Genomic DNA, 15,909 nt, shown 5'->3' on the forward strand with positions numbered 1-15,909 from the left:
CCCCGGGGGCTCACCCTGCCCCGGGGGCTCACCCTGCCGGGCTACCCCGGCAAGGTGAGCCCCCACGCCCCCTCCCGTACCACCCACGTCCGCGTCCGCACAGGCCCTCCCACCACCGCGTCCGCGCGGTACCGGAAGTCCGCCCCGGACACGGTGATCGTCCGGGCCACCGCCTCCATCGGCGCGGCCGACGCCCCGACGGACGCGGGCCGGACCTCCACCCGTGCCCCGCCACCACCGTCTCCCGTGGTGATCGACACCGCCGTCACGGGCTGGTCCAGATCGACGAGGGTGCGACCGTCCACCTCGATCCGCAACCGCGCGGGCCCGGGCGCGGAGGGCGTCGTCCCCCGGGCGGGACGCGCGGCGAGCGTACGGACGAGCGACTGGCAGGTGCGCAGCCAGTGAGGCTGGTGCTGCGCACCGGCCTCTCCCGCCGAACCGGACCCACCCGCTCCACCCGCCCCACCAGCTCCACCGGCCCCATGGGCTCCGTGACCGTCGGCGCCACCCGTCGGCGGAATCCGCAGCGCGCCGAGCACCACCCCGTCACTGTCGTCCACCAGCAGGTCGAGCCGCCGCTCGGACCCGTCGAGCACGGCCCTGGCCGCCGCGACGGCACCCATGGGCACCCCGAGGGCCCGCGCGAGCGACACGGACCCGTCACCCACGCCCACCGGCACCAGGGACAGCGCGCATCCGGCCAGCTCGCGCCGCCGGTGCAGGAGCGACACGGCACGCAGCAGCGCCCGGTCGTCCCCGATCACGACGGGCCGCCGCGACCCGCGCCGGGCCAGCGCCCGGGCGAATTCCTCGGGTCCGTCGGGGAGGCACACTTTCGTCGTCGCACCCGCGCTGAGCACGTCTTTCGCGATCCGTACCGCCTCACCGTCACCGTGACGGGCGACCGGGTCGATGACCACCAGGAGCTGGTCGGAAGTCGCCACCTCGGTCTTGCCTCGCTTCCTCGGGTAGCATCTTTGTGCAAGAGCCCCTTGCGCGATTGCGCCAGGGGCTTCGTCTATTCCGGGGCATCCGGTCCGACGGGCGCGGCCAAAGATGGTCGCCGACGTACGCAGCCATACCAGAAGCGGTCGCGTACGTCCCCGACCTTGGACATGCCCCACCCGGAAGGGGTGTACGCGCGTGCCCGCACTTGTGCTGCTCGGTGCTCAGTGGGGTGACGAAGGCAAGGGAAAGGCCACCGACCTGCTCGGTGGTTCCGTGGACTATGTGGTGCGCTACCAAGGCGGCAACAACGCCGGCCACACGGTGGTCGTGGGCGATCAGAAGTACGCCCTCCACCTCCTCCCTTCCGGAATCCTCTCGCCGGGGTGCACCCCGGTCATCGGTAACGGAGTCGTTGTCGACCCGTCGGTCCTGTTCTCCGAGCTGAACGGACTGAACGAGCGAGGCGTCGACACGTCCAAGCTCCTCATCAGCGGAAACGCGCACATCATCACGCCGTACAACGTGACGGTGGACAAGGTGACGGAACGCTTCCTCGGCAAGCGGAAGATCGGCACCACCGGCCGGGGCATCGGCCCGACCTACGCCGACAAGATCAACCGCGTCGGTATCCGCGTCCAGGACCTGTACGACGAGTCGATCCTGACGCAGAAGGTCGAGGCGGCCCTCGACGGCAAGAACCAGCTCCTCACCAAGGTCTTCAACCGCCGCGCCATCGAGACCGACCAGGTCGTCGAGGAACTGCTGACCTACGCGGAGAAGCTGCGCCCGTACGTCGCCGACACCGTCCTGGTGCTCAACAAGGCGCTCGACGACGACAAGGTGGTCCTCTTCGAGGGCGGCCAGGGCACGCTGCTGGACATCGATCACGGCACGTACCCCTTCGTGACGTCGTCGAACCCCACCGCGGGGGGCGCCTGCACGGGCGCGGGCGTGGGCCCGACGAAGATCAGCCGGGTCATCGGCATCCTGAAGGCGTACACGACCCGGGTCGGCGCGGGTCCGTTCCCGACCGAGCTGTTCGACGAGGACGGCGAGGCGTTGCGCCGCATCGGCCACGAGCGCGGTGTCACCACCGGCCGTGACCGTCGCTGCGGCTGGTTCGACGCGGTCATCGCCCGCTACGCGACGCGCGTCAACGGCCTGACCGACTTCTTCCTCACCAAGCTCGACGTCCTCACCGGCTGGGAGGAGATCCCGGTCTGCGTCGCCTACGAGATCGACGGCAGGCGGGTCGAGGAGCTGCCGTACTCGCAGAGCGACTTCCATCACGCGAAGCCGGTCTACGAGACGCTGCCCGGCTGGTCGGAGGACATCACGAAGGCCAAGACCTTCGCGGACCTCCCGAAGAACGCCCAGGCGTACGTGAAGGCGCTGGAGGACATGTCCGGCGCCCCGATCTCCGCCATCGGCGTGGGCCCGGGCCGCGACGAGACGATCGAGATCAACTCGTTCCTCCGGTAGGACGGTTGCAGAACCCGCGCGCCCCCGGCCGGCCTCGATCGGCCGGGGGCGTCGTGCGCACCCTGTCCGGGTGGACATAACGGGCATATCCTGAATCCGTACGCGTGCGCGTGGATCCGCGAGATCAGGAGAAGGTGAGTGCGATGCGCGTCCTGCTGAAGGCCACCCTGGACACGGAGAAGGCGAACGAGGCGATCCGGAGCGGCAAGATGCCGGAGCTGATGAAGGAGGCTCTGGACCACCTCGAACCGGAGGCGGCGTACTTCGGCCCGCTGGGCGGCCGGCGTACCGCCCTCGTGTTCCTCGACATGAAGGACAGCTCCGAGCTGCCGTCCGCCGGTGAACCGTTCTTCACCCAGTTCGGTGCGGAGGTCGAGGTCGCCCCGGTCATGAATGCCGAGGACCTCCAGAAGGGCCTGTCCCAGCTCCGCTGAGGAAGCCGGTGCAGCCGGAGAGGCCGACGGGCGGTCCCGTCGGCCCCGTCCGAGGCGACCGGCGTCCGGCGCCCTAGCTGAAGATGATCATCGAGCCCTGCGCCAGGCTCCGGGTCGCCGCCGCGTGCAGGCCCAGCCAGACGTGCCGTTCGCGGGCGAACGGGCTGGCGTCGAACGGGGCGGGGGCGGCCGGCTCCTCCAACTCCGTGGGTGCCACGGGGGGTTGGGGCGGGACCGGCGGGTTGCCGGGGTCGATGCCGATCGACGGCGCGACGAACTCCAGCTCGCGCAGCAGAGCCTGGGAGGAGCCCAGCGGGCCGCCCCCCGCGAGGAGTTCGTCGCTCGACAGCGGGTGCGGGAAGTCCACCGGGACGTACGCGCCCGCGTGGTCGTAGTGCCAGACCAGGTGGGACTGCTGGGCCGTCGAGTCGAACATCTCCAGCAGTTGCTCGTAGTCGCCGCCCAGTTCGCCGACCGGCGTCACCGGCAGCTGGCACACCTGCAACAGGTACGCGCGGCGCAGGAAGTGCAGCGCGTCGTAGTCGAAGCCCGCGACCGGCGCCACGTCGCCGGAGAGCCCCGGCATGTACGCGTACACCGGTACCGGCGGGAGTCCGGCCTCGCCGAGCACCTTGTCGTAGAGCGCGAGTTCCTCGGCGAAGGGGTTGTCGGGGGTGTGGCACAACACGTCGACGAGCGGGACCAGCCACAGGTCACAGGCCAACTGAGAGCTCCTCGTTCAGCACGGTGGTCAAGGCAGCGTAATGGGTGGGAGCACGGTCGTCCCCCCTCGTGCGGACGAGCACGGGTGAGCGGCCGGTCAGCGGGCCGGCCACCGGGCTGGTCACCGGTCCGCTTACGGGACCGGTCGCGGGGCCGGCCCGCCGGCAGCCGGGATCAGTGCTGCGCCAGCAGATCGATCAGCGCCAGCGAGTGCGCGTTGTACGCCGCGACGATCTCGTGCGCGGTCGTGGCGTCCCGGCGCGTGAGGGCGTCCACGAGATCCGTGTGCTCGGCCCACAGATGACCCCGCAGATCCTCGATCCGGCGCAGGTGCTGGACCGCGCACACCCAGGACTGGACGCGCAGCCGGTGCAGGAAGTCGGCGAGGTAGGCATTGCCGAACAGACCGCTGAGCTCGCGCCAGAAACGCAGGTCGTAACCGATGAGGATGTTCAGGTCGCCGGCGGTGGCGGCCCGCTGCGCCTCCTCGCCGCGGCGGCGCACCCCGGCGAGCGCCCCGGCGGTGCGCGGGTCGTCGGCGCGGGTGGCGAGCGCGGCGCGGGCACCCCGGGTGGTGGTGGCCGTGGCGTCCAGCAGCCCGTGGAAGATGCTCTCGGTGACCAGGGTGCGGGCCTCGATCATGCCCCGGTAGTCGTTCAGCGAGTACTCGTGGACGCGGAACCCGCGGTGCTGGTCCGCGTCCAGGAGGCCCTGGGCCGACAGATCGACCAGGGCCTCGCGGACGGGGGTCGCGGAGACGCCGTACTGCTCGGCGATCTCCTTGACCGTGAACTCCTTGCCCGGCTGGAGGCGCCCGGCCAGCACCTCGTCGCGGAGCGCGTCCGCGATCTGCTGCCGCAGGGTGCTGCGGGTCACGGCGCCATTGCCGCTGCCGGTGCCGGGCATCGTCGGTTCCCTTCCCCGATCGAATACGTACTCGCTCATGTCTACGAGCCAGTCACCTTACGCGTTCGATCCCGGGCCGACCGGTTTGTGTGACGCCCCCGCTACGACGTGTGCTCGTCGGCCACGGAGAGGGCTTCGTCGAGGGCGGCCAGGCCCTCCTTGGCCTCCGCCTCCGTGATGGTGCACGGCGGTACGACGTGGGTGCGGTTCATGTTGATGAAGGGCCACAGGCCGTGCGCCTTGGCCGCGGCGCCGAAGGCCGCCATGGGGGCGTTCGCCTCGCCCACCGGGTTGTAGGGGACGAGGGGCTCGCGGGTCTCCCGGTCCCGTACGAGCTCCAGGGCCCAGAAGACACCGGTGCCCCGCACCTCGCCGATGCTCGGGTGGCGCTCCGCGAGTTCGCGCAGCCCGGGGCCGAGGACGTCCTCGCCGATCCGGGCGGCCTGCTCGACGACGCCCTCCTCCTCCATCACGTTCAGGGTCGCGACGGCGGCGGCGCAGGCGAGCGGGTGCCCGGAGTAGGTGAGGCCGCCGGGGTAGGGGCGCCGGGCGAAGGTGTCCGCGATCGCCCCGGAGATGGCGACGCCGCCGAGCGGCACGTACCCCGAGTTGACGCCCTTCGCGAAGGTCAGCAGGTCCGGCACGACACCGGAGTGGTCGGCGGCGAACCACTTGCCGGTCCGCCCGAAACCGGCCATGACCTCGTCGAGGACGAAGACGATGCCGTACTGGTCGCAGAGCGCGCGCACGCCCTCCAGGTAACCCGGCGGCGGGATCATGATGCCCGCGGTGCCGGGGATGGTCTCCAGGATGATCGCGGCGATGGTGGCCGGACCCTCGAACGCGATGGTGTCGGCCAGGTGCTGGAGCGCGCGCTCGCACTCCTGCTGCTCGGTCTCGGCGTGGAAGGGGGAGCGGTAGAGGAAGGGCGCCCAGAAGCGCACGACCCCGGCGGTCCCGGTGTCGCTCGCCCAGCGGCGCGGTTCACCGGTGAGGTTGATCGCGGCCGCGGTGGCCCCGTGGTACGAGCGGTAGGCGCTCAGCACCTTCGGGCGGCCGGTGTGCAGCTTGGCCATCCGGGTGGCGTTCTCGACGGCCTCGGCCCCGCCGTTGGTGAAGAAGATCTTGTCCAGGTCGCCCGGTGTCCGCTGGGCGATCAGCCGCGCCGCCTCCGACCGTGCCTCGATGGCGAACGCCGGCGCGAAGGTGGTCAGCTTGCCGGCCTGCTCCTGGATCGCGGCGACGACCTTCGGGTGCTGGTAGCCGATGTTCGTGAAGACGAGCCCGCTGGTGAAGTCCAGATACCGCTTGCCTTCGTAGTCCCAGAAGTAGGACCCCTCCGCGCCCGCGACGGCGAGCGGGTCGATGAGTTCCTGCGCTGACCAGGAGTGGAACACGTGCGCGCGGTCCGCGGCCTTGACGGCGGCGCCGGCCTGGGGATTGGGCTGAGAGGTCATGCGCCCAGAGCGTAGGTGCCCGGTGAGCGGATGGGACAGCGGCGTCCTGTCTGCGGTACGGCCGGGAACGCGACAGGTTGTCGTGTGTAGGGGGCACCGGTCCGGAAATCCGGAGCTCTCCCCACGTACGGGACCCATGCGGGCCCCGGATCCCCTGGCGACCCCTATTCGCATTGACAGCATGCTGTCGAGATGACAGCATGCTCACATAAGGTGACTGGGTGCGCCGCGTGCCCGGGCCGAGCGCCACCGACCAGTGGAGGCAGAGTCATGACCCGCAAGCCCGTGGACCCAAAGCCCGTGTACCTGGCCGTCTACGACACGCTCGCCGACTGGGAGACCGGGCACACGACCGCGTATCTCGCCCGCGCCGGGCACGGGATCCGTACCGTCGGCGCGTCCGGCGACCCCGTCAGGACCATCGGCGGGCTGCGGATCCAGCCCGACCTGACACTCGACGACGTACGCCCCGAGGACGCCGCGCTGCTGATCCTGCCGGGAGCCGACCTGTGGGACACCGGCGACGAACTGGCCCCCTTCGCCCGCACGGCGCGGGAGTTCCTGGCGGCCGGCGTGCCCGTGGCGGCGATCTGCGGCGCCACCGCGGGGCTCGCCCGCGAGGGCCTGCTCGACGACCGGGCCCACACCAGCGCCGTCTCCTTCTACCTTGCGGCCACCGGCTACGCGGGCGGCGACCGGTACGTCGACACCGACGCCGTGACGGACGGGGATCTCGTCACCGCCGGGCCCACCGAACCCGTCGCGTTCGCGCGGGAGGTGCTCGGGCTGCTCGGGGTGTACGAGGGGGAGGTGCTCGACGCCTGGTACCGGTTGTTCCACGACTCGGACCCGGGGGCGTACGAGGTCCTTGAGGCGGCGGGGAAGTGAGCGGCGGGCCGGTGAGCGGTACGGACGGGGCGCGCGGGGAACGCCAGGACCTGTTCAGCCGGAGCGCGCTCGCGGTGTTCCGGCTGAACGGCCAGTTCCTGGGCGTGGCGGAGGAGTTGGCGGGACCCGCCGGGCTCACCGCCGCACGGTGGCAGGTGCTCGGTGCCGTCCTGCGGGAACCCCTGCCCGTCTCCGGGATCGCCCGCGTCATGGGCATCACCCGGCAGAGCGTGCAGCGCATCGCCGACCTGCTGGTCGAGCGGGGGCTCGCCGAGTACGTACCCAACCCCGCCCACCGCCGCGCGAAACTGCTCCGGCCGACCGGGCAGGGCCTCGACGCCGTCCGGGAGATCGACCCCGGCCACGCGGTCCTCGCCGAGCGTCTCGCACAGACGCTCGGCGAAGAGGGCCTGTCCGAGACCGTACGGGTGCTGGAGCGCCTGATCAGAGCGATGGATACGGTGACGGAACCGGTACCGGCCGTTACGGAACCGTAGACACCGCTCCCGCCACCTCCCCGTTCCGCCGCACTATCCTCGGGCTGTCGCACATGTACGGGGGAGGGCGGCGTTTCGATGGAGAAACTCGGACCTGGGGATCCGCACCGGATCGGCGCGTACCGGCTGCTGGCGAGGCTGGGCGCGGGCGGCATGGGGCAGGTGTACCTGGCGCGGTCCGACCGCGGGCGGACGGTCGCGGTCAAACTCGTCCGCCGGGAACTCGCCGAGCAGGAGGAGTTCCGCGCCCGCTTCCGCCGGGAGGTGCTGGCGGCCCGGCGGGTGGGCGGGTACTGGACGGCGCCGGTGCTCGACGCGGACACGGAGGCGGCCATCCCGTGGGTGGCCACGGGGTATGTCGCGGGACCCTCGCTGGAGGAGGTCGTCGGCCACGACCACGGCGCGCTCCCGGAGCGTTCCGTACGGATCCTCGCGGCCGGCCTCGCGCACGCGCTGCGGGACATCCACGCGGCGGGACTGATCCACCGCGACCTCAAACCGTCGAACGTCCTCGTCACGATCGACGGCCCGCGGGTCATCGACTTCGGTATCGCCCGCGCCCTGGAGACGGTCACCGACGGCGGCCTCACCCGCACCGGCGCGCTCGTCGGCTCCCCCGGCTTCATGGCACCCGAGCAGGTCCGCGGCGACCGCATCACGCCCGCGTGCGACGTCTTCTGCCTGGGCTCGGTCCTGTCCTACGCCGCCACCGGAGCCCTGCCGTTCGGCTCGGCCAACAGCGGGGTGCACGCCCTGATGTTCCGCATCGCCCAGGAGGAGCCGGACCTGGAAGGGGTCCCGGAGGGCATCGCCGACCTCGTCCGGCAGTGCCTGCGCAAGGACCCCGCCTCGCGCCCCACGCTCGGCGACATCCTGGAGCGCACGGGAGCGGAGGACACGGTCGCGGACGGCCGCAGCCGCGACCCCTGGCTGCCCGGCATGCTGGTCGCCCAACTGGGCCGCCACGCCGTGCGGTTGCTGGACACGGAGGACCCGGAGGAGCGGGGTCTGCCGGCCGGTCCGGCAGCGGAGGGGGAGGCCGCGCGGGGAGAGGGGGGATCCGCCGCCCCCGCGGTCGGGAAGGGCGCGGACGGCGCGGGCGAGGAGCCGCCGGCCCCCTCGACGGCCGCACCCCCGCCCGCCCCGGCCGCCGCCCCCACACCGGTTCCGCCGCTCCCCTCAGCCGCACCAGCCGCAGCGGCCCCGACCTCCACCCCCTCGCCCGTCCCGACACCCGCCCCCGCCGCACCCCCTCGCGCGCCCGAACACCCGCCGGCGCCCACCCCCGCCCCCGAGGCGCCCCCCGAGCACGCCCCCACTCCCGACGGCTCCGCCCCACCCCCGCCGGGCCCTCCGGGAGCCGCGCCCTTCGACCACCTCCCCACGGTGACCACGAGCGGGCCGGGGACACTCCCGCCGACACCCCCGCCCCCCGCGCACACCCCCGCCCCGGCCCCCGCCCACCCCGCCTACGGCTACCCCCAGCAGCACCCCCAGCCCGACGGCTACGGCTACCCGCCCCAACAGCAGCCCGGTGCCTGGTCGGCGGGCCCGGCCGGCTACCCGCCCTCCGCGGCCACGACCCCTCCGTACGGCCCGACCCCTCCGTACGGATCCCCGTACGGGCCGGGACTCCCGCCGCAGCCGGAGCCGCCGCGCGGGGGCGGCCGTTCCACCGCCGTGCTGATCGTCGTGGCGCTGGTCGTCGCACTCGGCGCGGGCGCGTCCGTGTACGCGCTCATGAACGGCGACGGGGACGCCCGGGCCGGCGGCGACCCGACGAAGAACCCGACGACGGGCGCGCCCACCACCCCGGGCGAGTCCACCCGGCCGCCCTCGACGCAACCGCCCACCACCGCGCGGGAGACGCCGGCGGACGGCGCGGTCCCCACCGAGTACCTCGGCACCTGGACCGCGTCCATCGACAACGACACGGGCCGCAACACCCGTCGACTCACCATCCAGCAGGGCGAGGTGGGGGACACGGTGCTGTCGCTCACGGCGGACGGCCCCGCGGGCGGCGGCACGTACCACTGCGTGTTCCGGGCGGCCCTCGCCGAGGCTCCGGGCGACGGCGGTCCCCTCCGGATCGGCCCCTCGGAGGTCACCGTCGGCGAACCGGCCACGTCCTGCTCGCCGGGTGAGGCGACGGAGCTGACCGTCCTGCCGGACGGCCGGCTGCGCCGCGTGAACACGAGCAGCGGCGACGAGCTGACGTACACGAAGCAGTAGGAGCACGACCGCCCCTGAACAACTGCTGAACTTCAGCCGTCGGCACCGCGATCCCCTCCGCCCCGCTCGTACAGTGACCGCACCGTCGAACTCCGGGAGTGGTGGGGGCACCCAGTGGAGTGGCTCAGCGCAGAGAACGTGGTGGCCGTGGGCACGGCGGCCGTCGGCATCGTGGCCTCCGGGATCATGGTCTGGTACGAGCGCCGGGTCCCGCGGAGGAAGCGGATCGGCTACCGCGTACAGATGGACAACCCGATAGGCGACGACGTCCGGCTCGGCAGGGCCAGCGTCCGGCTGGGGCTCTTCGACGAGGCGCCCGGTATGGCCGACGCGACGCTCGTCCTCCTGCGGATCGAGAACGACGGTTCGCAGAGCATCGCCGACATGGACTACACGGGCCGTGAACCGCACGGCCTCACCGCGGTGTTCACGGACCGCACGATCCGCGGGGTGTCGGTCACCCAGCCGCCCGAGACCGACCACCTCATGGACCACTTCACCCCGTCGAACGGGCTCGGCTACGAACGGAACACCCTGCGCATCCCGCGCGTCCCGCTGAACCGCGGCGAGCACTTCAAGCTGCTCGTGCTGCTGTCCGGCGGTGACGTGGGCAGCGGGATACGGCTGGTCGGCGGCATCCGCGACGGCGAGGTGCACCCCAACCGCGCCGTGCCGGTGGACGCGAAGCCGGCGCTGTTCAGCCGGGCCTCGCGACTGATCACCGGGCTGCTCACACTGTGCGTCCTCGCGCTCGCCGGCATCGTGGTGACCCGCGACGACACACCGCCGCCGATCGGCTGCGAGCGGGGCGAGCTGACCGTGACCGGTTCGACGGCGTTCGGCCCGGTGATGCGGGAACTGGCCGCCAAGTACGAGGACGACTGCGAGGGCGCGTCGATCGACGTGGACCCGCACGGCTCGACCGCCGGAGTCCAGGAACTGGCCGCGCTGGGCGGCAGGTCGGAGAACGGCTCGCCGCCGGTGATCGCCCTCTCCGACGGCCCCAAGCCGAGCGGCCTGCCGGATCTGCGCGAGACCCGGGTCGCCGTCTCGGTCTTCGTGCTCGTCGCCCACGAGGGCCTGCCGGTGAAGAACCTCTCGACCGAGGACGTACGGCGCCTCTACAGCGACAGGATCAGCAACTGGCGGCAGCTCGGCGGCCCCGACCTGGCCGTGCACCTGGTCAGCCGCGACGCCAACTCCGGTACGCGCAAGGTCTTCCAGCGTCATGTCCTGGGCCGCAACGAGGGCGCCAACTACTCCTCGGACTGCGAGAACAAGGACTATGCCGCCGCCCCGGTCATCCGCTGCGAACTCTTCTCCACCGACCAGGTCCTGAGCACGGTGGCGCGCGTACCCGGCGCCATCGGTTACAGCGAACTCAACCTCGCCACCGGCTACGAGGGCGTGCACCGCGTCACCCTCGACGGCCACGATCCCTCGGTGGAGGAGATCGAGCACGGCGACAGCGCCTACCCGTACCGGGAGATCGAGTACGCGTACACGTACGGCTCGCCGCCGGCGGACTCGCTGGTCTCCAGCTTCCTCACGTACATCAGCCGGGGCAGCGGCCAGGACGTGATCCGCACCCACGGCCACCTGCCGTGCGCGACACCGGTGGGGCAGCGTATCTGCGGTGAGGGCTGACGCCGCCCCGTGCGCGCTCCCTTGCCCAACCTTGACGCGTACACAACCATCAATCCATGCGACCCATACGACCCGCACGAGTCGAACGACCCGAACGACAGGTCCGGTCCGAGAGCCCCAGCAGAAGAACCGTGCTGGCCGTGACGGCGGCCGCCGGAGCCGCCTCGGTGGGTACGGCCGCCACCGCGACCGCCGCCGAGGCGGCCGGACCGGGCACCCGCCCGCCGGCCACCGCCCAGCCCCCGTCCCGCGAACTCCGCGCCCTCCTGCGGGAGATCGACGCGGGCCGCATCGAGGCGACCGTCCGCAAGCTCGTCTCCTTCGGGACCCGGCACACCCTCTCCACGCAGGACGACCCCGAACGCGGCATCGGCGCGGCCCGCGACTGGATCCTCGCCGAGATGCGCTCGTACGCCGCCGCGTCCGGCGGCCGGATGACGGCCGAACTCCAGTCGTACGTCCAGGAACCCGCGCCCCGCATCCCCACCGCCACCCGCATCACGAACGTGGTGGCGACCCTGCGCGGCTCGGTCACCCCGGAACGGGTGTACGTCGTCTCCGGGCACTACGACTCCCGCGTCACCGACGTCATGGACGCCACCTCCGACTCGCCGGGCGCGGACGACGACGCGTCGGGCGTGGCCGTGGCGATGGAACTGGCCCGGGTCATGGCGACCCGGCGCCCGGCCTCGACGATCGTCTTCGCGGCGGTGGCGGGGGAGGAGCAGGGCCTGTACGGGGCCGCGCACATGGCGGCGCGCTTCAAGGCCGCCGGTACGGACGTGCAGGGCATGTTCACCAACGACATCGTGGGCGCCTCACGGGCGGACGACGGAACCAGGGACCCGTACACGATCCGGCTCTTCGCGGAGGGCGTGCCGACGTCGGAGACCCCCGAACAGGCGGCGACGCGCCGCTCGGTGGGCGGCGAGAACGACTCCCCGTCACGCCAGCTGGCCCGCTTCGTACGGGACACGGCGGACAATACGGCGACCGGTATGCGGGTACGGGTCGTCTACCGCCGGGACCGTTACCGCCGGGGCGGCGACCACATCCCCTTCCTCGAACAGGGGTACGCGGCGGCCCGTTTCACCGAACCCGCCGAGGACTTCGCCCATCAGCACCAGGACGTACGGGTCGAGGACGGCAAGCAGTACGGGGACCTGCCGGAGTTCTGCGACTTCCCCTTCACGGCCCGGGTCGCCCGGGTCAACGCGGCCGCGCTCTGGACCCTCGCCCAGGCGCCGGCCGCTCCCCGGGACGCGAAGATCCTCACCGCGGCCCTCACGAACGCCACGCAGCTGGTGTGGACGCGGGGCTCCGAACCGGAGCTCGCCGGTTACGAGGTGGTCTGGCGCGAGACGACGGCTCCCGAGTGGACCCACGTCGTCCCGGTCGGAGACGTGACGTCCCACGAGGTGGATCTGTCCAAGGACAACGTCTTCTTCGGCATCCGGGCGGTCGGCCGGACGGGCCTGCGCAGCCCGGTGTCGTTCCCGTCCCCACAGACCTGAACGACCGCCTCCGCCGCCCCTTTCCTATCCGTCGATACCCCGTGCTTGAGCCCGTTCGGCGGGTGAGGACGAGCACGCAGCGCGACAGGGGGCCCGGGGGCGCAGCCCTCAGGAAGGGGACGGGTAGAGGGCGGCGGGGGCGCAAACGCCCTACCGGGGCTCGGGCGGCCGCTGCCGCGGCATGTTCGGCCGCGCCCCGGGCGGAAGCGGCGGCCGAGGCGGCACCCCGTCGCCGCGCCCACCCCCGCCCGCCCCCGCCAGCACGGCGAACGGCGGCACCCCCGCCCGGAACTCCACCATCCAGTCCGTGGTCTCCACCCGCACCAGCTCCGCCACGTCCTCGGAGAACCGCCGCAGCACACCGAGACACCGCTCGGCGGCCTCCCCGGCCGTCCCCTCGGTGGGCCCGAGAACCTCGCGCACACACTCCGACGCCCAGTCGAACTGGAGCACCTGCAACCGCCGCTGCACGGCCTGAGCCGTGGCCACATCCCGTATCCACCCGGACGTCATCCCGAAGAACCGGTCCGCCGCCACACACGCGACCGCCACCAGCAGCCCGAGATACCCGCAGGCGGCGCCCCCGTCCAGCGCCCCGGCGACATCCAGCAGCGGCAGCGCGGCCCCGGCGAGGGCCCCCACGGCGGCCCCCGCCCGCAGCGCCCGCGCGGCCCGCCGCTTCCACGCCCGGTCGGCGAGATACCAGGACGCCGTGGTCAGCGCCCCCGCCTCCACCCACCGGTACAGCTCGTGGAGCCGCTCGGCCGGTTCGCCCCAGTCGCCGAGCGGAAAGGCCCGCCCCGTCAGGTCCGCCGGCCCCGGCCCCCGGGGCGCGAGGCCCGCGGACCCGGGGCCGCCCGGACCTCGTCCGGGCTCCCGCCCGCCGGGGCCCGAGTTGTCGCCCCGACCGTCCTGGGCCGGCCCCTCGGGCTGCATGTCCGGCTGGCTCACCGACACTCCCCAATCATGACGTTGCGTGACGGTAACGTGGCGCACGGTGCATGACGCCGCACCCTTACTACCCGCCCACGGGTGGTGACGGCCCTGCTTTCCGGGCACTTCCGCCCGGACGTGGGTCTCGATGAGGCGGAGGCCGACCCGTCCTCTCACTCGAAAGAGTGCTGAAGCGACGGCCCGGTAGACCACGTAGGCTCGTGCCAAGGCGGAAAACCCGTCGGAAAGCCGTGCACGGCCGTGCCCGCGCACAACCGCACGGCAGTCCTCGCAGACGTACGGAACCAGGAGCTGATCGTGATTCCCGGTGGTGGCCAGCCCAACATGCAGCAGCTGCTCCAGCAGGCCCAGAAGATGCAGCAGGACCTCGCGAACGCCCAGGAGGAACTGGCGCGTACGGAGGTCGACGGTCAGGCGGGCGGTGGCCTGGTGAAGGCGACCGTGACGGGCTCCGGCGAACTGCGCGGCCTGGTCATCGACCCGAAGGCCGTCGACCCGGAGGACACCGAGACCCTCGCCGACCTGATCGTCGCCGCGGTCCAGGCGGCCAACGAGAACGCCCAGGCGCTCCAGCAGCAGAAGCTCGGCCCGCTGGCCCAGGGGCTGGGCGGTGGCGGCAGCGGCATCCCCGGCCTGCCGTTCTAAGTCAACCCGGCGGTCCCTTCTAAGAAGCCCGACCGCCAACTACCGTACGTACGAAGAGAGCAGGCGCGACTACGGTACGTACCGGACGGGCGGTCGAACGCCCGAGCGGTCGAGCGGGCCGTGGAGCGAACGCGGCGAGCAGAACGACAGAACGAACAGAACGAACGAGCAGGAACAGGAAGGCAATCCGTGTACGAAGGCGTGGTCCAGGACCTCATCGACGAGCTGGGGCGGCTGCCCGGCGTCGGTCCCAAGAGCGCGCAGCGGATCGCCTTCCACATCCTGCAGGCGGAGCCGACGGACGTACGCCGTCTCGCGCAGTGCCTCATGGAGGTCAAGGCGAAGGTCCGTTTCTGCGCCACCTGCGGCAACGTGGCGCAGGAGGAGCTCTGCGGCATCTGCCGCGACCCGCGCCGCGACCTCTCGGTCATCTGTGTGGTCGAGGAGCCGAAGGACGTGGTCGCGATCGAACGGACGCGTGAGTTCCGGGGCAGGTACCACGTGCTCGGCGGCGCGATCAGCCCCATCGAGGGCGTGGGCCCGGACGACCTGCGCATCAGGGAGCTGCTGGCGCGGCTCGCCGACGGAGCGGTCACCGAGCTGATCCTGGCCACGGACCCGAACCTCGAGGGCGAGGCCACGGCCACCTATCTCGCCCGCATGATCAAGCCCATGGGCCTGCGGGTCACCCGCCTGGCCAGCGGGCTCCCGGTGGGCGGCGACCTGGAGTACGCCGACGAGGTCACTCTCGGGCGCGCCTTCGAGGGAAGGCGGCTGCTGGATGTCTGAGCGACTGGTTGAATACGGAACGAAGTTCTTGACGAACTTCTCGAGGAACCAATCCGACGGAGTTCTTGAGGAAGGCCGGCTTCTAGATGTCTGACGCCACGTTGCACGCGACCGCTCCGGACCCCGACGACTTCGCGGTCCAGATCGCGGATCAGATCGAGAGCTTCCTCGTCGCCGTGACCGAGGTCGCGAGAGGCGACGAGCCCGACTCGGCCGTCCCCTTCCTGCTCCTGGAGGTCTCCCAGCTCCTGCTGGCCGGCGGGCGCCTCGGCGCGCACGAGGACATCCTCCCGGACGAGCGCTACGAGCCGGACCTGGGCCCCGAGCCGGACGTCGACGAGCTGCGCGAGCGCCTCGCCGAGATGCTCGACCCGGTCGACGTCTACTCCGAGGTCTTCGACCCGTACGAGCCCCGCAAGCCCCCGGTCCCGGCCCGGATCTCGGACGACCTGGCCGATGTCATGGCGGACCTGCGCCACGGCATGGCCCACTACCGGGCCGGCCGCACCACGGAGGCCATGTGGTGGTGGCAGTTCTCGTACTTCTCGAACTGGGGCTCCACGGCCTCGGCGACCCTGCGCGCCCTCCAGTCCCTGGTGGCGCACGTCCGTCTGAACCAGCCCCTGGAGGAGCTGGACGGCCTCGACACCGACCAGGACCTCAGCGAGGAAGCTCTCGCGGAGGCCGCGGGCCGCGTCATGGTGGAGGAGATCGCGGGTCCGCTGGGTCTGCGCCAGGTCAAGTAGCGGGCGGCCGGGGTTCCGGTCGCCGCCCGGTGTGACTAGGCGCA

General features: G+C 72.2%; 15 protein-coding genes. 10 read left to right on the plus strand and 5 right to left on the minus strand.

The features are described from left to right. Positions 1–41: 41 nt before the first annotated feature. Complete coding sequence (locus tag ACFYXC_RS17880) at positions 42–947, minus strand: diacylglycerol kinase (RefSeq protein ID WP_389552460.1); 906 nt, start codon at positions 945–947, stop codon at positions 42–44. A gap of 199 nt (positions 948–1,146) precedes the next feature. Between ACFYXC_RS17880 and ACFYXC_RS17885 the strand changes: the two genes are divergently transcribed. Both ACFYXC_RS17885 and ACFYXC_RS17890 read left to right on the plus strand, forming a co-directional pair. Next, positions 1,147–2,433 carry an adenylosuccinate synthase gene (locus ACFYXC_RS17885; RefSeq protein WP_389552463.1) on the plus strand — a complete coding sequence of 429 codons (1,287 nt, stop codon included), beginning with the start codon at positions 1,147–1,149 and terminating at the stop codon, positions 2,431–2,433. A gap of 143 nt (positions 2,434–2,576) precedes the next feature. Beyond that, positions 2,577–2,867: a hypothetical protein gene (locus tag ACFYXC_RS17890; protein ID WP_388912005.1), complete on the plus strand. Its 291-nt coding sequence runs from the start codon at positions 2,577–2,579 to the stop codon at positions 2,865–2,867. A gap of 73 nt (positions 2,868–2,940) precedes the next feature. Here the strand turns inward: ACFYXC_RS17890 and ACFYXC_RS17895 are convergent, their stop codons facing one another. From ACFYXC_RS17895 to ACFYXC_RS17905, 3 genes are all read right to left on the minus strand, one after another. Then, positions 2,941–3,591 (minus strand): hypothetical protein, encoded by a 651-nt coding sequence (locus ACFYXC_RS17895; protein WP_388912002.1) that lies wholly within the window; start codon positions 3,589–3,591, stop codon positions 2,941–2,943. 173 nt (positions 3,592–3,764) lie between these two features. Then, on the minus strand, positions 3,765–4,496 hold the full coding sequence (locus tag ACFYXC_RS17900) for a GntR family transcriptional regulator (RefSeq protein WP_388912205.1): 732 nt from the start codon (positions 4,494–4,496) through the stop codon (positions 3,765–3,767). A 101-nt stretch (positions 4,497–4,597) separates the two neighbouring features. Beyond that, positions 4,598–5,953 (minus strand): aspartate aminotransferase family protein, encoded by a 1,356-nt coding sequence (locus ACFYXC_RS17905; RefSeq protein ID WP_388911999.1) that lies wholly within the window; start codon positions 5,951–5,953, stop codon positions 4,598–4,600. 270 nt (positions 5,954–6,223) lie between these two features. Here ACFYXC_RS17905 and ACFYXC_RS17910 point away from each other — a divergent pair, with 270 nt between their 5' ends. The 5 genes from ACFYXC_RS17910 to ACFYXC_RS17930 all read left to right on the plus strand — a co-directional run bounded on the left by ACFYXC_RS17910 (position 6,224) and on the right by ACFYXC_RS17930 (position 12,731). Next, the gene (locus tag ACFYXC_RS17910) at positions 6,224–6,841 is read left to right on the plus strand and encodes a DJ-1/PfpI family protein (protein WP_389552468.1); all 618 of its coding nucleotides are present in this window, start codon (positions 6,224–6,226) and stop codon (positions 6,839–6,841) included. An 11-nt stretch (positions 6,842–6,852) separates the two neighbouring features. Next, positions 6,853–7,338 carry a MarR family winged helix-turn-helix transcriptional regulator gene (locus ACFYXC_RS17915; RefSeq protein ID WP_388911993.1) on the plus strand — a complete coding sequence of 162 codons (486 nt, stop codon included), beginning with the start codon at positions 6,853–6,855 and terminating at the stop codon, positions 7,336–7,338. 78 nt (positions 7,339–7,416) lie between these two features. After that, the gene (locus ACFYXC_RS17920; protein WP_389552472.1) at positions 7,417–9,570 is read left to right on the plus strand and encodes a protein kinase; all 2,154 of its coding nucleotides are present in this window, start codon (positions 7,417–7,419) and stop codon (positions 9,568–9,570) included. A 114-nt stretch (positions 9,571–9,684) separates the two neighbouring features. Beyond that, entirely contained in the window at positions 9,685–11,217 is a 1,533-nt protein-coding gene (locus tag ACFYXC_RS17925; protein WP_388911987.1) for a substrate-binding domain-containing protein, read from the plus strand. Between the two features lie 56 nt (positions 11,218–11,273). Continuing rightward, positions 11,274–12,731 carry a M20/M25/M40 family metallo-hydrolase gene (locus ACFYXC_RS17930; RefSeq protein WP_389552476.1) on the plus strand — a complete coding sequence of 486 codons (1,458 nt, stop codon included), beginning with the start codon at positions 11,274–11,276 and terminating at the stop codon, positions 12,729–12,731. Positions 12,732–12,881: 150 nt separating this feature from the next. Here the strand turns inward: ACFYXC_RS17930 and ACFYXC_RS17935 are convergent, their stop codons facing one another. Then, entirely contained in the window at positions 12,882–13,682 is an 801-nt protein-coding gene (locus tag ACFYXC_RS17935; RefSeq protein WP_389552479.1) for an SLATT domain-containing protein, read from the minus strand. Positions 13,683–13,982: 300 nt separating this feature from the next. Between ACFYXC_RS17935 and ACFYXC_RS17940 the strand changes: the two genes are divergently transcribed. The 3 genes from ACFYXC_RS17940 to ACFYXC_RS17950 all read left to right on the plus strand — a co-directional run bounded on the left by ACFYXC_RS17940 (position 13,983) and on the right by ACFYXC_RS17950 (position 15,865). Further along, on the plus strand, positions 13,983–14,330 hold the full coding sequence (locus ACFYXC_RS17940; RefSeq protein WP_388912202.1) for a YbaB/EbfC family nucleoid-associated protein: 348 nt from the start codon (positions 13,983–13,985) through the stop codon (positions 14,328–14,330). A 189-nt stretch (positions 14,331–14,519) separates the two neighbouring features. After that, a complete protein-coding gene (gene recR / locus ACFYXC_RS17945) occupies positions 14,520–15,119 on the plus strand; it encodes a recombination mediator RecR (RefSeq protein WP_388911978.1) in 600 nt (199 codons plus the stop codon). A gap of 86 nt (positions 15,120–15,205) precedes the next feature. Next, entirely contained in the window at positions 15,206–15,865 is a 660-nt protein-coding gene (locus ACFYXC_RS17950; RefSeq protein ID WP_388911975.1) for a DUF5063 domain-containing protein, read from the plus strand. Positions 15,866–15,909: the final 44 nt, after the last annotated feature.

Source organism: Streptomyces sp. NPDC002701, assembly GCF_042889045.1.
Taxonomy (GTDB): domain Bacteria; phylum Actinomycetota; class Actinomycetes; order Streptomycetales; family Streptomycetaceae; genus Streptomyces.